The sequence below is a fragment of the Halomonas profundus genome, from assembly GCF_020865425.1.
In the GTDB taxonomy this organism is placed as follows: Bacteria; Pseudomonadota; Gammaproteobacteria; order Pseudomonadales; family Halomonadaceae; genus Vreelandella; species Vreelandella titanicae.
Window position 1 is genome coordinate 4,152,227 of the sequence record NZ_CP086344.1, and the last position, 22,836, is coordinate 4,175,062.

The window sequence follows — 22,836 nt, forward strand, 5'->3', positions numbered from 1 at the left end:
ACCGTTGCCACTTATACCGAAGGTGTTGCGATGCGCGCTACTGCTTTGCTTGTTTCGTTTGCTGTTACTTCGTTGTTACCCACCGCCTATGCAGCCGCTAATGAACCTTCTGCAAACACACTCCAGACGCTAGACCGGCAAACCCGCCAGCTAAACCGCGTGCACAGCGTGGTAGTGGCCTATGACGGTGAGATTATCCACGAGCTTCACCAAGGTGGGCCGGGGGTGGCGTCGCCTACCAATATTAAATCGCTGTCCAAAACGGTGCTGGCTGCCATTACGGGTGCAGCGATTGAAACGGACATCATTGAATCCGCTGAGCAACCTATGGTGGCGCTGTTTGGCGAGCATCTACCGCGCGGTATTGATCCGCAAGTTGGGGATATCACCGTGGCGCATCTGCTCGCCCAGCAGGCTGGGCTTGAGCGCACTTCTGGCAGCAACTATGGCGCCTGGGTGGCCAGCGCCAACTGGGTGAACGATGCGATGACGCGCCCATTCGTGGATGAGCCGGGTGGGCAGATGCTCTATTCCACCGGCACCAGCCATCTACTTTCCGCCGCACTCACCCACGCCAGCGGCGAGACGACCCATTCCCTTGCCCAGCGCCTATTGGGTGATCCGCTTAATATCACCATTCGCCCCTGGCTACGCGACCCCCAAGGGATCTACTTTGGCGGCAATGATATGCAGCTCTCGCCACGAGCACTCATTGAGGTAGGCGAGCTGTATCGTAATGATGGCGTCGTAGTGAATGAAGCAGGAGGCGAGCAGCGCATTCTGCCGGAGGGTTGGGTGGAAGAATCATGGCAGCCGCGCGGTACATCGCGCTGGACTGGCGACGGATACGGCTATGGTTGGTTTATTACGCAGTTGGCAGGCGAAGACGTGTACTACGGGCGTGGCTATGGCGGTCAGGCGCTTTACGTTATTCCAGAACGTGAGATGACTGTAGTGATCACCTCAGACCCTAACCCACCCTCGCCGGGCGGGCAGTTCCAGCAGCGGTTAAACAGGCTGGTAGAAGGTTTGTTAGCTGAAAATGACGAGTAGCACAGCCAGGTCGCGGGTGCGCTTACTCGCCTTTATGGCCTAGGCTCATCAAGTAGAGCGCGGCGGCCAGCGCCAGCACTGAAAGCGCTAAGTAGATGGCTTCCAGGGGCGTGGCAAAACGGATATCCACCACGGCGCGGAAAAACTCAATGATCACCGCTAGAATCACCACCCGGGCGATTTTATCTTTCAGTTGGTCTAATGAAGCGACGTTAAACGGGTGGCGCAGATTACTCGCTTCGGCTTGGTCAATACGGGAGACAAACAGTCGGTAAACACCTAAGCCGAAAATCAGCAATACGATGGCAATCAGATAGATGTCCACCGCAATGATGATATCGGGCACCAGGCTGTCGTGAATGTCCTGGGTGCCACCCAATAGGTAGTAACCCATCACGTCGGCGACTACCTTGAAAATATCCACGGTACCGACGATAAACAGCATCAATGAACCCAATAAGCTGGGCACGACCGCCAGCATGACCAAAAAGCGCGAATTCCACAGCGCTGTTTCAATGCGTCGCTCCCAGTGGCTCTGGCTCTCGGGGGGCTTAGGCGGCGTTGAAACCGGATCAGTCATGGCATACTCCTGTTGTTATATAAAAGTTGTTATATAACGCTGCTATATCAGACTCATCGTGATCAATACGCAGGTGGCGACGAACAGCACGAACCCCAGCAGTAGCACGATACCATCACGGGCAACCAAGCCTAACCCCAGCAGGGTAAGCGCAAGCCCCGCTCCGTTGGCCGAAAAGGGAATAAACTCCATCGGCGGCATGGCCAAGGCAATCAATAAGCACATCAAGGCAGTTACCCGGATACCGATGTAGCCCGTCAGCCAAGGTAATCGCACCCGCAATAGTCCATCTATCCAGCGGGCAGGCTTTTTCATCAGCTGAATGCCTTTATCAAACTTTTGACGGGAGAGAGAGCGTTTTAGCAACCAACGGGGCAGCCAAAACGCCTCACTTCCCGCTAGTAACTGTACGGAAACCAGCAATACCAATGCGGCCATTAAGGTCGGCATGCCGGGTATATCGCCAATGATCGGGGTGAGCGTAATCAGCCCGGCAACCAGCAGCAGCGGCCCAAACGAGCGCCGCCCAACGGCGTGAACAACATCGTCAACGCTGACCCGCGAAGCATCCTGCTCCATACGCTCAATCGAGCTGATTAGATCCATTAAATTCGAGTCTTCGTTGCGGTTATGCATCGGGTTTATTGCGCTCCTCTACGTGCAGTTTGGTACGGATAAAATCGCTATGGCTAACATACAGTAAATCCGCCAAGCGACGAATACGGTGCTCTTCAAGCGGGTCAACGCTGCCATCGGCCCAGGCCAGCTGCCACATTTGCGCGACCAGCTCACAGCGCTGGTCGTAGTTATAGTGCTCTTTGATCAGGCTAACAAACTGGTAATGATCGACGGCCTCATCCACTTCTGCTTGTGCCAACGCCATCAGCTCTTCCACATCGCTTGCGCTTAGCCGGTAGCGCTCGGTAAGCATAAGGCGCAGCGCGGCAAGCTCTTCATTGGTGGTGTCGTAATCGGCGCGGACGATTTCACACAGCAGTGCTGCGGTGGCCAGTTCCAGGGTAAGCGTTTGATTTTCGCGCTGCTCGGGTTGCGCCAGCGAGCGCTGGAAGAAATCACTAATGGCGTTCAGCATTCGTACTCTCCATTGATAATCATCGACTTCTGACCGCGCTTAATCCATGAAGTGCATTCATAAGTACTTTGTCGCTACTCCGTACGAGGTACAGAAGCGCTTAGGACATTCCCACAGAGGATCCCAGAGCAAAGAGCCATCACTAGATGAAAACACATAGGGCAGCCTCTGGGGCTGCCCTCTTTTGTGCGTGGCGTGTTGGATGATCAGCAGGTTAGCGCTTACCGAGCAAGGTTTCCAAGCTATCTGCCGTCAGGATCTGTACCACCCACTCGTCTAGCTGTGCGTCTGAAGCCAGTCTCAGGCACCGATCTGCCCAATCGGGCATCTCACCAAACTTCAAGGCAATTTGCTTACGCAACGTACCTTCCACTCCTTCATGACGTCCTTCCTGACGCCCTTCCTGACGCTCTTTCTCTCGCTCAAAGCGCTCAACAGTGTTGACATAAGGCATGTGTTTTTCCTCCTGTATGGCGTAAACCGCCTGGACAAACTCAGACTCCAGAGCTCTCGGCAGTTGGAGCATCCAGTCGATGATATTGAACAACCGCACAATCTGTTCACGGCTGTAGCCTCGTTCATACAGCAGCCGAATGAGAGCAATCTTGACATCCTTACGCGTTGCACCGTCCTTCAATCGCTTAGCGTAGATCTGGGCCATGACCACCAGCGCAAAGACGTTATCGCTTGCTTCTAGCTTAGTCCAGTTTGCTTCCCAATCCATCAGTTTAGCCGTGGGGAAGGTAAAGGTCAGCTCGCATCCCCACCGCTGATAGCGGAAAGTGGCGGGCCGGAAGCTATCGCGGATATCCGCCAGCACCGCCAAGCTCACCACATCCACCCCGTAGCGGTCACGTAGCCGATACTGATAGGTGTACATTCGCTCAGCAAAAGCCTCCTCCGGCTCCCCCTGCACCTCAACGTGGATCAGAACCCACGTCTCGCTGCCGTCCTGTGCATAGACCTTGATCAACTTGTCGGCGTAACGCCTGCCACTGTTGGCATCCGCTGTGATCTGCTGTAACTCCTTATCGAGAAAGCTAAAGCCTTTCGACCAATCCACTTGTTCATGAATGGCTGGGAACAACAGATCCAAAAATTCTTGGCAGTACCCATCAAGCGCCATTTTCCAAGGACTGTCGTGGTCAGCAGGCTGGGAGGTATCCGCTTCGCTCATGCAAACTCCTATTCCACTACTCAAATGCTAGCACAGTGGCGCCTAGCTAGCGCGATACCCCTTCATGCTATCTGCACATCAACAAAAAAAGAGCTCTACTGACTAGATGCCCTTACCTCAATCCTTCTTGGTAAGCTGCTCTCTTAACTGCTTGGGCACTTGCTTGATAATCAGGCGATCCTGAGTGGCGTCGTACTCGATACTTGAGCCCAACAGGTGCGAATCAAAGCTAATCGAAACGCCACCCGCTCGGCCGGTAAAGCGGCGGAACTGGCTCAAGGTGCGCTTATCGGGAGGGATCTCCGGCGAGAGCCCGTAATCGGCGTTGCGAATATGGTCGTAAAAGGCTTTCGGCTGCTGTTCGTCCACCAGCCCAGAAAGCTCTTCCAAGGTCATTGGCTCGCCACGGCGAAGCTGTTCATTGGCGTAATCCACCAGCGTGTCGGTTTTTTCTCGGCTCACCTCGTCGTCGTAATCCTCTTTCTCGACGTAGTCGCTAAACGCTTTTAGCAGCGTGCGGGTTTCGGCCGGAGCATCGACGCCCTCTTCCATACCCAGCAATGCGACCAAACCCTCAGCGAGTTTTTTACCGCCGCGATCTTTGAGGAACGAGACATACTGGGCATTCGGTGCCTCGCTCTGCCATTGGGTAAGATTGATACGCGCCGCCAGGGTAAGCTGGCTGGTGTTGAGCTGGGCAGCAGGCACCGCGTGGTGGTCATCATTAATGCCAATCCCTTCGCGCTGGTGCACCAATGCCATCAGCAGCGTTTCAGTATCACCTTGGCGCTGGTGGCTGAACACTAAGTAACCACTTACTGACAACTGCTCCTGAAGCTGCTTGGCGAGCCGTTCAGCCAGTGCAACAGAAAGCTCAGCAAAGCTTTTATCGCCAGCAAAATAGTCGCGCAGCCACATGGCAAGCGGCCCTGCCTGTTCGCCCTCTTCGACAAAGCGCCCCCAGCCTTTGGGCTTGGTGTTGTAGGTGTCATTGAGCGCACCCACTAGGCTCGCCATCACCGAATCGTCACTGGGCGCTGCCTGCTCTGATTGAGGCGCAGCGGTTAGGGTTAGGCGCTCACCGTCAAGCGTCGGATCGAGGCGGTGCACAATACTTTGCAGTAGTGGCATAAAGGTCTACTAGCTTCCAGGGTTTAAAAAAAGAGTCAGGGTTTGAGGCGGTAACCGGTACGGAAAATCCAGCCAATGGCGACCAGGCAGGCCGCGAGAAAGAGGGCAATCATGCCCACACTCGCGGCAAGGCTTACATCGCTGATACCGTAAAAGCTCCAGCGAAAGCCGCTCACCAGATACACCACGGGGTTTGCCAGGGTAATGGTTTGCCAGAACGGGGGCAGCATATCGATGGAGTAGAAGCTGCCGCCCAAAAAGGTCAGCGGGGTGATCACTAACAGCGGCACCAGCTGCAGGCGGTCAAAGCCATCGGCCCAAATGCCGATGATAAAACCCAGCAGGCTAAAGGTGACAGCCGTCAGCACCAGAAAGAACAACATCCAAAACGGGTGGGCGATTTCCAACGGTACAAACAAGCCCGAGGTCGCCAAAATAATCGCCCCCAGCAGAATCGATTTCGAGGCCGCCGCCCCCACGTAGCCGATCACAATCTCTAAATGCGAGATAGGCGCCGACAGCAGCTCGTAAATACTGCCGGAAAATTTCGGAAAGAAGATGCCGAAAGAGGCGTTTGAGACGCTTTGGGTCAACAGCATCAACATAATCAGACCCGGTACAATAAAAGCGCCGTAACTAACGCCGTTGACCTCGCTGATGCGTGAGCCGATCGCGGCACCAAACACCACAAAATAGAGCGACGTGGAGATGACCGGCGAGACGATGCTTTGCAGCAACGTGCGGCGCGTGCGGGCCATTTCCGCCATGTAGATAGCGCGAACAGGGTGAAGGTTCATGCACGCTCCTTTGGGTTAACCAGGTCGACAAAAATATCTTCAAGCGAGCTTTGCCGAGTATTCAGATCTTTAAAGGTGACACCCTCTCGCTCAAGTGCGGTCAATAGCTCCGAAATCGCGTGACCATCCTCTTCCTGGCTACCGTCGTAGGTATAGATCAGCTCATGCCCTTCAGCGGCCAGGCTTAGCTCAAAGCGCTGCAGGTTTGCAGGTATCTCTGCCAGCGGGCTGTGCAGGTTCAGGGTTAGCTGTTTGCTGCCCAGTTTGCTCATTAACGCCGCTTTTTCTTCCACCAGCACCAGCTCACCGCGATTGATAACGCCGATGCGGTCGGCCATCTCTTCGGCTTCTTCGATGTAGTGGGTCGTCAAAATAATCGTCACGCCGTTATCGCGTAGCTGGCGCACCACTTCCCACATATCCCGGCGCAGTTCAACGTCGACCCCTGCAGTGGGCTCATCCAAAAACAGTATGCGCGGCTCGTGGGAAAGTGCTTTGGCGATTAGCACACGGCGCTTCATGCCACCCGAGAGTGTCATCAAGCGGTTGTTGCGCTTATCCCAAAGTGCCAGCGATTTAAGCACTTTTTCGATATGCGCAGGATTTGGCGCTTTGCCAAACAGACCACGGCTGAAACTGACGGTGTTCCAGACGGTTTCAAACGCTTCGTTGGTCAGCTCTTGGGGCACTAGCCCAATGCGCTCGCGGGCTTGGCGGTAGTGGGTAATATTATCGAACCCGTCTACCAACACATGACCAGCGGTGGGGTTAACCAAGCCGCAGACCACGCTAATCAACGTGGTTTTACCTGCCCCATTGGGGCCAAGCAGGGCAAATATCTCGCCGCGCTGGATAGTTAAATCGATATGGGTTAACGCCTGAAAGCCACCCTCGTAGGTTTTGTTCAGGCCGTTAATAGTAATAATCGGGTCGTTCAAGGCGTACTCCTCACGTTGCGGTCGAATGACCGCAACGCTTGACGGCCTTTTAGGCGCAATTAAGAGCGTTTGGTTAGGAAAAGTTAAGTGCGTTCGGTAATTTCCAGTAGATGGTAACCAAACTGGGTTTTCACTGGGCCGTGTACTTGGCCTACTTCGTCGTTGAAAACAACCTTATCGAACTCGGGTACCATCTGGCCGGGGCCAAAACTACCGAGATCACCACCTTGACGACTAGAGGGGCAACTGGAGTGCTCTTTAGCGACTTCAGCAAAGTCGCGGCCATTTTGAATTTCTTCTTTCAGTGCTAGGCACTGCTCTTCACTGCTGACCAAAATGTGGCGGGCGCTGGCGCGTGTCATAGGTTACTCCTAACTAATGATGTTCTGAGGGGTCATTCGGGGCGGTAGTTTACCACGGCTTACCCAGGGCTCCGCTATAACGCAATGCTTCGCCCACACGGGCCAAGGCGTGTTCGTGATCGCTTACCGACTCTGGCCCGCGAGTACAGGTGACAATCACCCAGGGCCCTTGTGTTGCCGTATCCGCGTTAGTGCGCTCGGCTATACCGGCATCGCAGCTACGCCGCTGCTGAGTGCCGGTTTTATGAGCGAAGCTTATACCGCTTCCCATACCCGCCTTAAGACGCTGTTTGCCGGAACGGGTTCGCTGCATAAGCGCCAACAACGTTTGCCGCTGCTCGTCATTTAAATCATCCATGGCACTTCCTTGTTGAACAGAGTGCAGGCTGGCGAGCAGGTCGCCAAAGGCGCTTAGGGTGCCCACGTTTTCACCACTGGCTTCGTAAGCATCAAACGCATGGTCGTAATCAGGCTGGGTGAAGGACGCCGTACTAACGCCTAGCACGCGGGCTAACGCCTGCCCGCGCTGACTCACCGAGTGCTGACGCAGGGCGATAAAATCCATCCCGCCAAGCTCCCGAGCGTCAGGGTGGAGTTCACCGTAAACGCCTTGGCGTACGCCGACCAGTTTAGAGATAGGGCCTATCTCATCAGGGTTACCACCGCTTGCGGCAATCATCGCACGGGCGCGTGCGTTAACTACCGCCAGCCCCACGCGGTCAATCAGCATATCGGTGGCGGTGTTATCGCTGACGGTAATCATCTGCTCCATCAAGTAACGGATAGAGATAGGCGTGCCAGGGTCGTGCCAATTAGTGGGGCCCGCGCCATCGACAAAGTCACTACGCGCAAGCGTTAACCGATCATCCAACGTCAGCGTACCCATCTGGCGCTCTGCAAGCACCTGCGCTGCCACCGGTATTTTAATCAGCGAGGCTAAATACCAAGAGTCATCGGCGCGCCATGAAAACGCTTCACCACTGGCGAGGTTTTGTACATAAACACCCAGCCGTCCCTCAAAGATGTCTTCGATAGCCTTCAAGCGCGCGGTTAAATCGCCCTGCCAGGCGCTCTTTTTATCGACTTCATAGTACCAATGAGCATCGTACCAACTTGTATCGTACTCATCTGCATGAGCAGGGAGCGCTATAATCAGCGCTACTGCCACCAGCCCACGTTGTATCCAGTGTCGCAAATCATAACTCCAGCAGTTATTAATCGCTTTTAGCGGTGGTTAGCCATCCAACGGGTCAACCAAATCCACCCCGCAGCGCCAAGTATTAACAGCCCGCCTACGCCAAGCGCCTGTGGATAGGTGTACATTCCCTCGCCTTCCCACAAAAAGCGCAGCACTAAAAAGATCATCACAATATGGAAAATAAACGCTTTAAGGGCATCTGAACCGACCATCGTCAGCGGCAAAAGTGCCTTCGCGGCTTTGGCGCCACCGGCTAAAGCGAGGGCTAACAGCACTAGTGCACCACCCAAGCTAAACAGCATAAACTCAAGCCCTGGCGGGTGTTTGCCGACATTATTGGCCACCGCCAGCATCGCCGCATGCACATCGCCACTGATAAACGCCAACGCATAAAACCCCGCCACCATCATCGTACCCAGGCTCAACAGAGTGAGTACTAAGCGGCGCCGTTTGGCGGAGTCGAAGTAGCAGCGCAGCAACGCTTCGCCGATGAGTAGGCCCACCAAAATCAACGGCGCGCGACTGATCTGCCCCCAGGTGTAATGGTCTTCATGATCTACCAGCAGCGCCTTCAGAATATCGTTGCCGCCAAACGTAAGGCTTTGCAGCCAAATAGTCAGTGCTGTTAATGCGCCAATGGTGGCAAGCCGACTCCAGAGCGGCGCCCGCGCCCAGAGCGGCAGAATCAACGGTACCCAAAGCAGCGCTATGGCGTAGAAGCCTAAGATTTCGACCCAAATGGCAAATCGGCCATAGAGCAACGCATCGACGATCTCGCTGGGCGAGTAGAACGGCAACATCTCAATGACAAGGAGCGCTTTGTACCAGAACCACACTTCTACAGCGCGCAGCCATAGCTTTAACCGGCGCTTAGGCCAGTCATCGCTTTGAGTGTGGGAAAGAAACGCCACCGCCAGGGCAATGCCAAACACCACAATAAACAGCGAAGAGGAGAATTTAGTCAGAAAATGAACCGGCACCATCCCCCAATCGGGTACATTGCGAATGCCGACTAACCCACTGACTGAATGGCTAATAATCATCAAGCCGATGGCTATACCACGGGCTAGGTCAATCGCCGCTATGCGGCCCTCGGCCTTGGGCAGTTGGGGCTTGTCTGTCCATTTTAAGGGCGACCAGTTCAGGGGCATCGAGACATCCTTGTGGGTAGCGTTCTCAAATTGTTAAGCGCGCCGATGCTTAACACCTTAGCGCGAAATTATATCGTGCGCTTTGGTTGATACTGTTAACGGCCACATACAAAGATGCCCCGCAGTTGGCGGGGCATCCGTCGACTCATCCTTGAGCCCGAGAAAAGTTATTCCTTAAAGATTGCAATTACCAGCCGGAATCATCCTCCTCTTCATCGGTGGCGGGTACTTCTTGCTCCTCTTCCTCTTCTTCGTAAGTGAATTCTTGCTCTTCCTCTTCATACTCAGTGCCTACATCCGAACCTTTATCTTGCTCAGTGTCGTAGCTGTTGTAGGTACCTTGATCATCCTGCGTCGTTTCTTCTTGCGGGGTCGGTTCTTCGTACTCGTCACTGCTGTCCACTTGAGCAAACGCAAGTGGGCTGGCCATCAGGCCAAATGATACACCTAGGATGCCAAGTTTCTTGAGAGATTCCGTCTTCATCATGATACTGCTCCTATCAAACGTTGCTACTTAAACATCGGTGCGAGCATCGCACTGGGTTTAATGGGTAAGAGCGTCAGGTCGTCCTACCTGTTCCACTCTTACCTACTGCATTGCAGTGCCCGTGCCAGCCTGTGCCAATCGTTAACAAAAAGCATTGTTAAACAATTGCTTATATGTTTTAAACACACACCAACCCTTTGATTTTATTAATAAAAACTAGCCTTATACTGTTTAAAATAGACACATGATCCCCGGTTAATCATGCAATCGGGGCAACAAAGTGAAAGTGACTTACTCGTAAGCCATTTCTTCGAGCTCTTTCCCGCGCGTCTCTTTGACGAAGTAGATAACAAAGAAGACAGAGGCAACGGCACTGATCGCATAAAACCCATAAGCGCCAAACAGCCCGATAGACGCCAGCATGATAGGGAAGGTCATGGTGATACCGAAGTTGGCTAGCCATTGGAAAAGACCGGCAATCGCCAGCCCCGAGCCGCGCATTTGATTGGGGAACATTTCACCCAGCATGACCCACATCACCGGCCCCCACGAGGCGTTAAAAAACAGCACATAAAGGTTGGCGCACAGCAGCGCAAATACGCCCATATCACTCGATAACTGTAGGCTGCCATCCACCATCGTCGCTGTAGAAAACGCATAGGAGAGGCACGCCAGTGTCCCCGCCATGCCAACCGAACCACCCCAAAGCAGCGGTTTGCGGCCAATTTTGTCGATCAGCGCAATCGCCAGTAGGCAAGCGCCAATACTCACAGCGCCCGAAATCACGTTGATCAGCAGCGCATCGCCTTCGGAGAAACCCACTGACTGCCATAGCACTGCGCCATAGTAGAAAACGACGTTAATGCCCACCAACTGCTGGAAAACCGCCAAGCCAATACCCACCCAGACGATGCCATGTATCTTGCCCGTGGAACGGTTGATCACATCTTTCAACCGTGGCTTGTGATCTTGATCCAGAGTGGTATTAATTTCATCAATTTTGCTGCTGACATCACGCTCAGGCATTACTAACCCAAGCACACGGCGGGCTTCGCCCTGCTTACCGGTGCTGATCAGGTAGCGCGGGCTTTCAGGAATAAACAGCAATGCCACCAGGAAAACGGCAGCCGGTATCAGCTCAATCCAGAACATCCAGCGCCAGGTTGCAAAACCAAACCATAGCTCGGTGGTTGCAGAACCCGAGACATAAGCCAAGACATAGTTGCTCAGAAAGGCAAAAAACAAACCAGAGATGATCGCTATCTGCTGGATTGTAGCCAAACGCCCACGATAGGCCGATGGCGCGACCTCACTAATATAAGCCGGGGTCATCACGCTGGCGGCGCCGACGGCAAGGCCACCGAGAATGCGGTACACCACAAACTCCATCGAGCTACCGGCAATACCTGACCCCCAGGCACTAACTAGAAAGAACACCGCGGCCACGATCAGCAGCGTGCGGCGGCCAAAGCGATCCGCCAGACGACCGGCAAAGAAGGCCCCAATCGCGCAGCCCAGCAGCATGGAGGCGACATTGAACCCCGTGCCGGCGCTATCGGAGTTAAAAGTGGTCTGCAGGCCATCGACGGTACCGTTGATCACGCCACTGTCGAAACCAAACAGGAAACCGCCGATGGCGGCAATACAACAGATCACCAAGATATACGATGAGCGGCTTAACGTTCTTTGTGTTGTCATTATCTAGCTCCTTGGATTTGTTATTGAGCGTTGTTTTGCGTATTGGTAGTTGGAAAAATTGAAAATCGTCAGTGATATAGGGTGCTCTCGTGATTGCTTGAAGGCTGCTGCGATGCGCCATCAGGCAACCGCTTTCCATCGGCATCAAACGCGTGTAGCTGAGCCTGTTGGGGAGTGATAAAAAGCGTATCGCCATGGCTAAGATCGACATCGCCAGAGAGGCGGACAGTGAGCGGGCCGGTCTGCTCGCTATCTATATAGGCGAAAGCGTCAGCACCCAGCTTCTCGATGAATCGCACACGACCTTTCCACTCGCCCTGCTCGCGGCTCACCTCTAGATGCTCGGGCCGTATGCCTAGCGTGGTGGCACCGTAAGCCGCCGCCAGAGCACCTTCGATCAAATTCATTTTCGGCGAGCCAATAAAGCCAGCTACAAACAGCGTTTCGGGGCGTTGATAAAGCGCCATGGGCTTGCCCATTTGCTCAATCTTCCCGGCGTTCATCACCACAATGCAGTCGGCCAGGGTCATCGCCTCGACCTGATCATGGGTGACATACACCATGGTGGTATCGAGCCGTTGATGCAGTTCGGCCAACTCGACCCGCATGCGATTACGTAACGAAGCGTCCAGATTAGAGAGCGGCTCGTCGAACAGAAATACGCCGGGGCTGCGCACAATGGCACGGCCAATGGCCACTCGCTGGCGCTGCCCGCCGGAGAGCTCAGCAGGTTTACGCTCGAGCAGATCCTCAAGATTGAGCAAGCGCGCGGCCTCGGCCACTTTGGCTTCCCGTTCTTTGCTGGGCACTTTTGCCAACCGCATGCCGAAGTCGATATTGCGCGCAACCGTCATGTGCGGATACAGCGCGTAGGACTGAAAGACCATGGCAATATCCCGGTCGCTCGGCTCAGCAGTGGTAACGTCTTCCCCGCCGATAGTGATCGAGCCCTGGGTCACGGTCTCCAAGCCCGCAATCATGCGCAGTAAGGTGGATTTTCCGCAGCCAGAAGGCCCAACCAGCACGGTGAAAGAGCCATCTTCGATATGCAGATTTAAATCAGGGATTACCGTGGTTTTACCATGAAACGTCTTTTCGATGTCGCGTAGAGTTACTTCAGCCATGAGCTTATCTCGTCTCTGAAAGAGGGGCGCGGCGATAGCAAAACGCCTGGAAATCGGCGGGGGTGCCGCGGCCGCTAATGTCGTGGGCGGCCATGCCTAAGAAGTTGCCGGTGAAGTAGCCGTGGGCGCGACCGCTGCCTTCGTCGGAAAGCAGCCCAGCATCTAACGCGAGCCCAATCGGTTGCCAGGGCTGGTTCCCTTGGGCATAGCGAAAGCGCAGTTCCCGGGCATGGATATCCAGCCCGAGTCGAATTGTGGCATCAGGGGCAAGGTGCACGCTCGTATCAGCGATATCCAGATTCCCGTTAGGCCAGTCATCCAGGCAACTGATAACGCTGAGCACCTTGCTGCCGGTGTCATTCAGGGTCACCGCCAGGTAATGGAATTTGAAGCGGTTGTAGTAGGCAATCAGCCCGGCAAACTGCTGAATATCTTCAGGTTCAAATTTAAGGGTCGTTTCGGCACTACAGTGGATGTTGTCCTGGCGCCGGGCGACTAGTGCCTGCTCAAACCAGGAACCCACCGACTCACGGCCAAACAGGCGCAAGTAGCCGGGCCGCTCGGTAAGCGAAAAGAGCCGATCAGGATAAGGGGTACGCAGCCACTGAAAGGCGGCAGGCAGCGTGTCTGTTTCAAAATCGTAGTGCTCCTCCGGCGCAGGGGGCTTTTGCGTTACCCCGCTCAAGGCGACCTTTAACACCGGGGTATTGCCCCCATCTTCGAGCCGTAGCCAGCCATCTTCGCCCCACTCCACGCGCTGAATAGCGGTCTCGCGCCCCATCGGTGATAGCCGGGTGCCTGGCAGGGGTCTGCTGCATAAATGCACCAAGTAAGTATCACCTTCAGGGGTGTCGACCAGATCTGCATGGCCAGCCCTCTGTAGCGGGTTTTCAGGATCATCTTGACTCGTCAAAAGTGGATTGTTGGAATGTACCTCGTAAGGGCCTGTCAGCGTTTTTGAACGCGCCATGGTCACCGCATGCTGGTAGCCGGTGCCACCCTCGGCCACCAAGAGGTGGTACCAACCATCGCGCCGGTAGAGATGCGAACCCTCTGTGAGTTTCAGTTCGGTACCGGCGAAAATATTGGTGATGTCGCCCACCAAGCGGCGTTGCTCAGGATCGTACTCTTGCAGCACTATTCCGCCGAAACGATCCCGCCCTTCGCGCTGACGATAATCCCACTGCAGGTTGATCAACCACTTGCGGCCGTCGGTATCGTGAAACAGTGAAGGGTCAAAGCCACTTGAATTCAGGTAGATCGGATCGCTCCAGGGCCCCTCGATACGCGGCGCTGTCACCACGTAATTATGTCCATCCTTGAAGTTCCCCTCATAACGTTTCATGTCGGTATATACCAGCCAAAACAGGCCGTCGGCGTAGCTCAAGCATGGCGCCCAGATGCCACATGAGTCTGGATTACCGCGCATATCTAGTTGGCTGGCACGGTTCAAGGGCCGTGTGGCCAGCGTCCAGTTAGCCAAATCGCGGGAGTGATGAACCTGAACACCGGGATACCACTCAAAGGTCGAAGTAGCGAGATAGTAGTCATCGCCTACCCGGCAAATTGAGGGATCGGGGTTAAACCCGGCCAGAATCGGGTTGTGAATAACATCGTCCATTAGGGATCCTCCTTTATCCTTTAACAGAGCCGCCAGTCAGGCCAGCCACGATGTATTTCTGGGCGGCGAGAAAGAAGATAACCGCCGGAATGATGGTCAAGGTCACGAAGGCCAGAATCATGTTCCACTGAGTCAGATACTCCCCTTGGAACTGCATCATGCCCAACGGCCAGGTGTAGATAGAGCGGTCGTTGAGCACCACCAGCGGCAGCAGGAAGTTGTTCCAGCTCTGCACAAAGACGAACACGCCCACGGTGGCCAGAATGGGTGTCGAGAGCGGCAGCGTGAACGACCAGAAGAAGCGCAAGTAACTGCAGCCATCGACGTAGGCCGCTTCAAACAGCTCTTTAGGCAGTTGGTCGAAGAAGGCCTTGAAGAGCAGAATCGCCAGCGACAGACCAAACGCCGTCTGGGGCAGGATCACCGCCCAATAGGTATCCAGCAGGCCCAAATCGCGCACCTTGATAAACAGCGGCAAAATGGCCGCCGCGAAGGGAAACATCAGCCCCAGCAGCAGGTAGGAGAGGATCATCTTGGCGCCGAAGAAGCGGATCTGCGAAAACACATAAGCCGCGGCGGCCCCCACCACCAGGGTTAAGAACACCGTCATTAACGAGATGAAAAACGAGTTGCCCAAATAGCGCCAGAAGTTGCCATCCAGCAGGATGCCGATGTAATTGCCCGCATCCCAACTGTCGGGCAGCCACAGCGGATTGGTGCGCAGCTCAGAATTGCCCTTAAAGCCACCGAAAAATGCCGCCAGTAGCGGGCCAATAACAATGCTGGCCACCACAATCAGGATGATCACGCGCAGGGTGTTACGGGTCGTGATACTTTTCATGCCTTACTCCCCTTGGACGTGGTGCGTTGGTAGAAGAAGGCAATCCCGATAGCGAGCACAAACAGCACCACCGCAGTGGCGCTACCAAAGCCAATATTGAGCCGTGAGAGCCCGAAGCTATACAGGTAGGTAACGATGGTATGGGTCGAGTTGGAGGGGCCGCCGTTGGTCATCGGGATAATAATGTCGAAGATCTGAAGCGAGCCGATAATGGCAAAGAAACCACTGACGACGAGGGCGTGCTTAATCAGCGGAATTTGCACAAAGAGAGCAACCTGCCTGGGTTTGGCCCCTTCCAGCTTGGCGGCCTCGACTAGATCCTTGGGCACGCTCTGCAGGGCGGCAATATAGATCATCATATGGAAGCCAAAGTACTTCCAAACGATCACCGTCATAATCGCGGGGAACGCCCACTGATGGTCGGCCAGCACATACACCGACTCCTGGCCCATGGCATGCAGCAGCGAGCTGGTAATGCCGTAGTCGCCGTCAAAAACAAAGCTCCAGATAAGCCCAGCAGCCACTTCCGCCAGGATATAGGGCAGGAAAAACACCAGTCTAAACAGGGTATTGGTGGGCGTTTTACGGTACACCAAGAGCGCCAGCCCCAGCGCCAGGGGCATCTGGATCAGTAGTGAGACCAGAATAAGCTTGGCGGTATTCCACAGCGCAGTATGAAACACCGAGTGATCCAGCAGACGCTGATAATTTTGCGCGCCGACAAAGTCACTGGGCGCGCCATAGCCATTCCAGGAAAAGCCGCTGTAATAAACGGCATCCGCGAGCGGCAGAATGACAAAGAGCGAAAACAGGATTAACGCCGGTGGAAGCAGGATTAATAGCGCGGTGAATTTACCGCTTACCAAGCCTTTCTTTACCCGGTCGGCATTCCCTCTCCGCGGCACGGCGGTTCGGTCAAGCGTGGTCATGGCAAACTCCGAGGCAGAGCGTGGATGAGCACGGGCGGTCACGCGCGTGCTCTTTTAGCGGGCGGATCATCTAAACTGCCAGGCTTCTTCGACTTGCGCGGCGGCCTCTTCCGGAGTAATAACGCCTTGCGCCAAATCGCCGCTAATGTCGTTAATCGTCGCGCCTACGGACGTTCCCAGCGCTTGATCCAGGAACACTTGATGGAAATCAGATTGCTCAAGTATCTTCGCGACGCGGCGGGCATAGGGCGTTTCAAGGGCTTCCGCTGAGCCCTCAGCAACCGGCACAAAGATGCCTGTCGCGGCGGCTTTACGCTGGTTGTCGGCATTGAGCAGAAAACGCAGGAAGTCGACTGCTTCATCGGGCGCATCACGGGTGACAGCAAAACCATTCATGCCACCGAAGCTCTGTTCGTTTCCCTCGCCCCCGGCCACTGTCGGGAAAGGAACAAACCGCAAGTCCTCATCCGGGACGCCCTCACCACTGACTGAGCGCTGCTTGGAAGGCAGATAATCCCAGTCGCCCATCACGTGGAAGGCTGCCTCGCCATCGCCAAACATCCCGCTGGCACGCTCGTAGGAAGTGGCCATAAAACCGGACTGAAAAGGGTCAAGCTCAACAAGGGACTGCAGCATCTCGCCAGCGCGTACGAAGGATTCGCCTCCAAAGCCGCCGTTTTCACCATTTTTGGCCGCTTCAATGCCCTCCCCCCCGGCCAGGCGGGTGACTAACGAACCCCAATAGAAGTGCAGTGGCCAGCCATCCTGACCACCGACCACCAGCGGCGTTATACCCTCTTCCCGCAACGCCACCACGGCGTTTTCAAAATCCTCCCAGGTCTTGATCGCTGCTACATCGACCCCTGCCTGCTCTGTCAGCGCGGTGTTCGCCCAGATACCCACTACTGTGGCGTAGAGCGGCGCACCATAGACACGATCATCCAGGGTGAAGGCGCGTACCGCTGACGCTGGGTAGATATCCTGCCAGCCATCGCGCATCGGCTCGGTTAAGTCGCGTACAAACCCCGCATCCACCTGGTCACGTAGCCCTTCGCCGCCCCAGGTATAATAGATATCCGGGCGCTGGCTGGACTGCAGCATGGTGGGCAGGCGCGTTTTGTAGGCCTCGTTGGCAAGGTATTCGAACTCAACGTTAATATCGGGATGTTGCGACTCAAACTCGGCGACCACTTCATCGTAGTAGCGCTTTTCAGCGCTGCTGCTCTCAATCCTTAATACTGTTACCGTGGTGTCAGCCGCCGCGGCGACTGAACCCAAGGCAGCAGCAACCGCAACGGCGAGTACTAAGTGGCGCGGACGTGAACAGGGCACGTTGTCATTGTTAGCTACCTGCATAATGTTCTCCTAATATTACTTCAACGTTAGCGGACTCAAGCCCAGCCGGCATCCACCGCCAACTCCTGGCCGGTGATCGCTTGGCTTTCAGAACTGGCTAAAAAAAGCACGGCGGGGGCGATATGTTCGGCTTCCAGGCGCATCTTGAGGCACTGGCGCTGCTGAATGGCGACTTCATCCTCAGGGCTAATCCACTTTTCGAGCTGGCGCTCGGTTATCACCGAACCGGGCACCAGGGTATTAACGCGGATATTATGCTCACCCAGCTCCCGAGCCAGGCTGCGCGTCAGGCCGTGGGCCGCCGCTTTGGCGGTGACATAAGCGGGCAGTCCCCCTAGCGCCATCTGCACGCTGACAGAGCCAAAATTGATAATCGATCCCCCGCCCGCCTCAATCATCTGTTCAGCCGCCGCCTGGGCGGCAAAAAACATCGGCCGCAGATTGAGCGACATACGCTCATCCCAATAGGCCACATCCACCTCCCGCCAGGCATGGCGATCATCGTTGGCGGCATTGTTCACCAGGGTATGAATCGGCCCGATCTCCCGGCCGGTCTCGGCGATGACCTGCTGTAGGCTGCCCACATCACGAATATCGCAGTGGTGATAACGAGGTGCCTCGCCAGTCTCGGCGCGAAGTTCATCGACCAGCGCTTGGCTGGCAGCATCGTTGATATCGACAAACACCACCCGCGCGCCCTGATGATGAAAGGCTCGGGTGAGCGCGGCGCCAATGCCGCTGCCACCGCCGGTAATAAAGACCACACGCTGCTCAAGGCTTGTATAGCGCGCTGAGTGCTGATTCATATTGTTTCCCACCTCTCTCTTTTAGGCGTGCTTTAACCGCGTTTTAAATATCCATCCACTGCCCACCAGCAGCGGACGAGGCCAGCGCGCGGGTAATAAAGGTCAAGCCATCGACACCGTCGGCTACCCCCGGTGTTTGCATCGCCAGCGACTCAGCGGGTTCACCCCGTTGATGGGCATGAATTTGCACAGCGAAATCGCGATAGAGCTGGGCAAAGGCTTCGAGATAACCTTCCGGATGCCCCGGTGGGATTCGTGCAGCCGCCATGGCGGCTGCGCCCAGGCCAGGGCCGTTGCGGGTCAATATCCGTGGCGGCTCTCCCAGTGGCGAATGCACCAGTTGATTGGGCGTTTCCTGGCGCCAGGCAAGGCCACCCTTGCTGCCATAAACACGTAGCTGGAGACCGTTTTCGTTGCCCGGCGCGACCTGGCTTGACCACAGCATGCCCCGTGCGCCGCCCTTGAAACGCAGCATCATATGTACGTTGTCATCCAGCGCTCGGCCGTCAACAAAGGTGTGCATATCGGCGGCGAGTGATTCCAATTGCAACCCTGTGACATAACGCGCCAGGTGGTAGGCGTGAGTGCCGATATCGCCCAAACAACCCGCCGGGCCGCTGCGTTTGGGATCGGTGCGCCACTCAGCCTGCTTGACACCGCTCTCTTCCAAGCGGGTGGAGAGCCAATCTTGCGGGTACTCCACCTGGACGACGCGAAGCTCCCCCAGCTCGCCGTTGGCGACCATCTCTCGCGCCTGGCGTACCAGCGAGTAGCCGGAGTAGTTATGGGTCAAGCCGAAGAACAGCCCCGTGCGTTCCACCAGTTCGGCGAGGGTTTGCGCCTCCTCAAGGGTAATCGTCATCGGCTTATCGCAGATGACGTGAAAGCCCGCTTCTAAAAAGGTGCGCGCCACATCGAAGTGCACATGATTGGGGGTCACAATGGCGACCACATCGATACCATCCGGCCGCTGCTGCTCCGCTTCGGCCATGGTTTGGTAGTCGGGGTAAGCGCGATCAGCGGCGACGTGTAACTCTGCGGCGGCGGCCCGGCTGCGCTCAGGGTCAGAGGCAAAAGCCCCGGCAACCAGTTCGTAGTGGTCATCCAATCGTGCGGCGATGCGGTGCACCCCGCCGATAAACGCCCCCAGGCCACCGCCGACCATGCCCAGGCGCAGCCGACGCGGCGTGTCGTGTTGAGTGCTCATGTCGTATTGCCCTCCCCTTTGGTTAATTAAGACCCAAAATGCGGCGATTGGCGGCCTCGTCGGAGCCGCCGTCAGCAAAGTCGTCAAACGCGCGCTCTGTCACCTCGATAATGTGGTCGCGGATAAAGCTCGCGCCTTCACGGGCACCGACTTCCGGGTGCTTCATGCAGCACTCCCACTCCAGCACCGCCCAGCCGTGGTAGTCGTTAGCCGCCATCCAGGAGAAGATCGACTTGAAGTCGATTTGGCCATCGCCCAGGGAGCGGAAGCGGCCCGCGCGCTCTGTCCACGACTGATAGCCGGAGTAAACGCCCTGCTTGGGGCTGGGGTTAAACTCGGCGTCTTTAACGTGAAACATCTGAATATGGTCGCGATAGACGTCCAGAAAGCCGCGGTAGTCGAGCTGCTGCAGGATCAGGTGGCTAGGGTCGTAAAGGATATGGCAGCGCGGGTGGTTACCGACCCGCTCAAGGAACATCTCAAAGGTGATGCCGTCGTGCAGGTCTTCGCCGGGATGAATCTCGTAGCAGAGGTTCACGCCCGCTTCATCAAAGGCATCCAGAATCGGCCGCCAGCGATTCGCCAGCTCGTCGAACGCCGTCTCGACCAAGCCCGCCGGGCGTTGGGGCCAGGGGTAAATGAACGGCCACGCCAGCGACCCGGAAAAGGTACCGTGGTCGGTGAGGCCGAGGTTTTGCGATGCCTTGGCGGCCAGTTTGAGCTGATCAGCCGCCCAGGCCTGGCGCGCCTTGGGATTGCCACGTACTTCCGGCACTGCAAAACCATCGAACATCTCATCATAAGCCGGGTGCACCGCCACCAACTGGCCCTGCAAATGGGTGGAGAGTTCGGTGAGTGCTAAGCCGTGCTGGGCCAGAGTGCCTATAACCTCATCACAGTAAGTGGGGCTCTCGGCAGCGCGCTTTAAATCGAACAGGCGGGCATCCCAACTGGGAATCTGTACGCCCTGATAACCCAACCCCGCCGCCCAGGCAGCAATGCTGTCGAGGCTATTAAAGGGGGCTTCGTCACCGGCGAACTGGGCGAGAAAGAGCGCTGGCCCTTTGATTGTTTTCATAGGACTCTCTCAATATCATTTGGATTAGGTGCTTGGGTGGGCGCGGGAAGGAGTGATACTTGTTACCCGCGCCTATTAATCACTACGCAATCAATCCGTGATCAGAACGGTGAATCGGGGAAGTAGTACTGCTCGGCGTTCTCCTGGGTAATCAGCGGCGAGCCTAGAATGTACTCACCCAATACCGGCCCATTGGAGACAAAGTGCTGTACGGTCAGATCCATGGCGGTGGCGATCATGGCAGGTGGGTACAACACGTCTACCGGCACCAGTTCGTCACCGTCCATGACCCGCTTGATAATGTCCTTCATGCCCGCCCCGCCGACGATAAACAGCTCGTCTTCACGATCCGCTTGGCGCACTGCTTCAATGACCCCTAGCGCAATATCGTCATCCTGAGCCCAGACGGCGTCGATATTGTCGAAGCGCGATAGATAGTCCTGCATCACTTCAAACCCATCGTCGCGGTTCCAGTTGGCGTGCTGCATATCGAGGATATTGACCTCGGAGCCTTCGATCGCCTCTTGGAAGCCTTGCACCCGCTCATCGTCGATCACCGTGGGAATACCGCGTAGCACCACAATGTCGCCTTCGCCATCAAGGCGCTCGCGTATGTACTCGCCGGAAACACGGCCTAACTCATGGTTGTTGCCCGCCACATAGAGATCCTGAATCCCTTCTTCCGTCAGACCACGATCTACCACGGTCACGAACACCCCGGACTCTTTAACCCGGCGCACCGGATCGGTCAGTGGCCCAGATTCAAACGGCAACACCACCAGCGCGTCGATATTGCGCAGCGACACCAGGTCTTCTAGATCATTGGCCTGCTCGCCGGCCGTGCCTGCCGTCGAGATGGTGATCTCAATGTCAGGATAGAGCTCCTCAAGGCGTTTTTTAGCCTCTTCGGCATGGTAGTTAACGCCCCCCGTCCAACCATGGGTGGCGGCGGGAATGGAGACACCGATGGTGTACTCCTGGGCAACTGCGGCGCCGGAGAGCCCTATTGCTGAAGTGAGTGCTGCAGTAGTGACGCAGGCCTTCACTGCTGTCTTGATGGTTCGCATAGTGATGCTCCTTTCGTGTTTGTAATTGTTTTGCTTTTGGTACTTGCTGTCTTTACTTACTGTGTTGCGAGCTGCTAAGGGTTGATGTTGCGAACATTTTTCTGGTTTTTACATTTTTTCAGTGCCTTAAGGCGTTGCTTTTCTCCACGACGCACGCTGTAGGTAGACCGCTACAATGATGATGATCCCCTGCACCGTACCGTTGAGATAGTTGGAAATAGCATCGGTCAAATTGAGAATATTGCCGATCATGGTGAGCATGATGGCGCCCACCACCGTGCCCCATATGCGCCCATGCCCACCCTTGAGCATGGTGCCGCCGATGATCACCGCGGCAATCGCCTCCAGCTCCCAAAGCACCCCGGTAGCACCAGACGCCGAGCCCAGCCGGGGCACATAGATAATCGTCGCCAAGGCCACGCACACGCCCTGCAGCATGTAGGTCATGGTTTTGACGCGGTCGACATGGATAGCGCTGTATTCGGCGACTCTTTCATTGGAGCCAATAGCAAAGCAGTAGCGCCCGAATCGGGTGTAGTTGAGCAGGATGTAGCCAACGATCGCGACCGCCAGAAACACCCAGACCGGAATGGTGATGCCAAGGAAGCTGCCGTAATACACCGGCCGGTAGATATCGCGCACCGCCCAGTCCAGGGTGAGGGTGCCACCATCGGCGAGGTACGTTACCAGTGAGCGGTAAATCCCCATGGTGCCAAGGGTGACGATAAACGCCTCGATCTTGCCTTTGGTGGTCACCATGCCGTTGATAAAGCCTGCGCACAGCCCCAGCAGCAGCGAGGCGCCTACGCCAAACAAGATGGTGGTCAGCCCCGCGCCAAACTGCTCGACGAGGCTGTTCATCAGAATGATCATCACCCCGGCAATAAAGGCGGCCATCGACCCTACCGAAAGATCCAGCCCACCCGCCGTAATCACGAAGGTGGCGCCAATGGCGATAATGCCGATAAAGGCACTGCGGGTGAGCATGTTCGATAGATTATCCAGCCCCAGAAACGCCGGGTTGATCAACACGCCCAATAGCGCCAGCGCCACCAGTGCCACAAAAGGTCCCCAGGTTTTCAGGTCTATGGCGAAGCCATTCTGCTTGGTCATTTTGTTAGCTGCTTTGTCAGTTGTTTTAT

The 22,836-nt window shown here is 55.8% G+C and carries 23 protein-coding genes; 1 reads left to right on the forward strand and 22 read right to left on the reverse strand.

Annotated features, from left to right (window positions below; all coding sequences use genetic code 11):
* Nucleotides 1-30 precede the first annotated feature (30 nt).
* On the forward strand, nucleotides 31-1,053 hold the full coding sequence (locus LMS44_RS18975; RefSeq protein ID WP_474191164.1) for a serine hydrolase domain-containing protein: 1,023 nt from the start codon (nucleotides 31-33) through the stop codon (nucleotides 1,051-1,053).
* Between the two features lie 22 nt (nucleotides 1,054-1,075).
* Here LMS44_RS18975 and LMS44_RS18980 read toward each other — a convergent pair whose 3' ends face one another.
* The 22 genes from LMS44_RS18980 to LMS44_RS19085 all read right to left on the reverse strand — a co-directional run bounded on the left by LMS44_RS18980 (nucleotide 1,076) and on the right by LMS44_RS19085 (nucleotide 22,807).
* Nucleotides 1,076-1,633 (reverse strand): YqhA family protein, encoded by a 558-nt coding sequence (locus tag LMS44_RS18980; RefSeq protein ID WP_138799405.1) that lies wholly within the window; start codon nucleotides 1,631-1,633, stop codon nucleotides 1,076-1,078.
* 42 nt (nucleotides 1,634-1,675) lie between these two features.
* Nucleotides 1,676-2,269, reverse strand: a complete 594-nt coding sequence (locus LMS44_RS18985; protein ID WP_009287523.1) for an exopolysaccharide biosynthesis protein — start codon at nucleotides 2,267-2,269, stop codon at nucleotides 1,676-1,678.
* Nucleotides 2,262-2,726 (reverse strand): tellurite resistance TerB family protein, encoded by a 465-nt coding sequence (locus LMS44_RS18990; RefSeq protein WP_190374624.1) that lies wholly within the window; start codon nucleotides 2,724-2,726, stop codon nucleotides 2,262-2,264. The genes LMS44_RS18985 and LMS44_RS18990 overlap by 8 nt, the downstream gene beginning before the upstream one ends.
* Nucleotides 2,727-2,940: 214 nt before the next feature.
* Nucleotides 2,941-3,903, reverse strand: coding sequence for an RpnC/YadD family protein (locus LMS44_RS18995; protein WP_498946096.1), 963 nt, complete (start codon nucleotides 3,901-3,903; stop codon nucleotides 2,941-2,943).
* 117 nt (nucleotides 3,904-4,020) lie between these two features.
* The gene (locus tag LMS44_RS19000) at nucleotides 4,021-5,034 is read right to left on the reverse strand and encodes a nucleoid-associated protein (RefSeq protein WP_009287522.1); all 1,014 of its coding nucleotides are present in this window, start codon (nucleotides 5,032-5,034) and stop codon (nucleotides 4,021-4,023) included.
* Nucleotides 5,035-5,069: 35 nt separating this feature from the next.
* Nucleotides 5,070-5,831 carry an ABC transporter permease gene (locus LMS44_RS19005; protein WP_009287521.1) on the reverse strand — a complete coding sequence of 254 codons (762 nt, stop codon included), beginning with the start codon at nucleotides 5,829-5,831 and terminating at the stop codon, nucleotides 5,070-5,072.
* Nucleotides 5,828-6,769, reverse strand: coding sequence for an ABC transporter ATP-binding protein (locus LMS44_RS19010; protein WP_278369354.1), 942 nt, complete (start codon nucleotides 6,767-6,769; stop codon nucleotides 5,828-5,830). Before LMS44_RS19010 ends, LMS44_RS19005 begins: the two co-directional genes overlap by 4 nt.
* 83 nt (nucleotides 6,770-6,852) lie before the next feature.
* Nucleotides 6,853-7,131, reverse strand: coding sequence for a peptidylprolyl isomerase (locus LMS44_RS19015; RefSeq protein WP_007112840.1), 279 nt, complete (start codon nucleotides 7,129-7,131; stop codon nucleotides 6,853-6,855).
* Between the two features lie 49 nt (nucleotides 7,132-7,180).
* A complete protein-coding gene (locus tag LMS44_RS19020) occupies nucleotides 7,181-8,326 on the reverse strand; it encodes a serine hydrolase (RefSeq protein ID WP_278369355.1) in 1,146 nt (381 codons plus the stop codon).
* Between the two features lie 29 nt (nucleotides 8,327-8,355).
* Nucleotides 8,356-9,480: a heparan-alpha-glucosaminide N-acetyltransferase domain-containing protein gene (locus LMS44_RS19025; RefSeq protein WP_230803515.1), complete on the reverse strand. Its 1,125-nt coding sequence runs from the start codon at nucleotides 9,478-9,480 to the stop codon at nucleotides 8,356-8,358.
* 187 nt (nucleotides 9,481-9,667) lie between these two features.
* Entirely contained in the window at nucleotides 9,668-9,967 is a 300-nt protein-coding gene (locus LMS44_RS19030; protein WP_414727629.1) for a hypothetical protein, read from the reverse strand.
* A gap of 291 nt (nucleotides 9,968-10,258) precedes the next feature.
* Entirely contained in the window at nucleotides 10,259-11,665 is a 1,407-nt protein-coding gene (locus tag LMS44_RS19035; protein WP_498946101.1) for a sugar porter family MFS transporter, read from the reverse strand.
* 68 nt (nucleotides 11,666-11,733) lie between these two features.
* Nucleotides 11,734-12,789, reverse strand: coding sequence for an ABC transporter ATP-binding protein (locus LMS44_RS19040; RefSeq protein WP_278369357.1), 1,056 nt, complete (start codon nucleotides 12,787-12,789; stop codon nucleotides 11,734-11,736).
* A 4-nt stretch (nucleotides 12,790-12,793) separates the two neighbouring features.
* Nucleotides 12,794-14,410, reverse strand: a complete 1,617-nt coding sequence (locus LMS44_RS19045; protein WP_498946103.1) for a glycoside hydrolase family 43 protein — start codon at nucleotides 14,408-14,410, stop codon at nucleotides 12,794-12,796.
* Between the two features lie 13 nt (nucleotides 14,411-14,423).
* On the reverse strand, nucleotides 14,424-15,251 hold the full coding sequence (locus tag LMS44_RS19050) for a carbohydrate ABC transporter permease (protein WP_179916932.1): 828 nt from the start codon (nucleotides 15,249-15,251) through the stop codon (nucleotides 14,424-14,426).
* Nucleotides 15,248-16,180: a carbohydrate ABC transporter permease gene (locus LMS44_RS19055; protein ID WP_278370395.1), complete on the reverse strand. Its 933-nt coding sequence runs from the start codon at nucleotides 16,178-16,180 to the stop codon at nucleotides 15,248-15,250. The genes LMS44_RS19050 and LMS44_RS19055 overlap by 4 nt, the downstream gene beginning before the upstream one ends.
* A 66-nt stretch (nucleotides 16,181-16,246) precedes the next feature.
* Nucleotides 16,247-17,536 (reverse strand): ABC transporter substrate-binding protein, encoded by a 1,290-nt coding sequence (locus tag LMS44_RS19060; protein ID WP_498946105.1) that lies wholly within the window; start codon nucleotides 17,534-17,536, stop codon nucleotides 16,247-16,249.
* A 35-nt stretch (nucleotides 17,537-17,571) separates the two neighbouring features.
* Nucleotides 17,572-18,342 (reverse strand): SDR family NAD(P)-dependent oxidoreductase, encoded by a 771-nt coding sequence (locus LMS44_RS19065; protein WP_141440654.1) that lies wholly within the window; start codon nucleotides 18,340-18,342, stop codon nucleotides 17,572-17,574.
* A gap of 43 nt (nucleotides 18,343-18,385) precedes the next feature.
* Nucleotides 18,386-19,549, reverse strand: a complete 1,164-nt coding sequence (locus LMS44_RS19070) for a Gfo/Idh/MocA family protein (protein ID WP_278370195.1) — start codon at nucleotides 19,547-19,549, stop codon at nucleotides 18,386-18,388.
* Between the two features lie 22 nt (nucleotides 19,550-19,571).
* On the reverse strand, nucleotides 19,572-20,627 hold the full coding sequence (locus tag LMS44_RS19075; protein ID WP_141440652.1) for a sugar phosphate isomerase/epimerase family protein: 1,056 nt from the start codon (nucleotides 20,625-20,627) through the stop codon (nucleotides 19,572-19,574).
* 101 nt (nucleotides 20,628-20,728) lie between these two features.
* Nucleotides 20,729-21,694: an ABC transporter substrate-binding protein gene (locus LMS44_RS19080; RefSeq protein ID WP_141440651.1), complete on the reverse strand. Its 966-nt coding sequence runs from the start codon at nucleotides 21,692-21,694 to the stop codon at nucleotides 20,729-20,731.
* A gap of 126 nt (nucleotides 21,695-21,820) precedes the next feature.
* Nucleotides 21,821-22,807 carry an ABC transporter permease gene (locus LMS44_RS19085; protein WP_342418062.1) on the reverse strand — a complete coding sequence of 329 codons (987 nt, stop codon included), beginning with the start codon at nucleotides 22,805-22,807 and terminating at the stop codon, nucleotides 21,821-21,823.
* Between the last annotated feature and the right edge of the window lie 29 nt (nucleotides 22,808-22,836).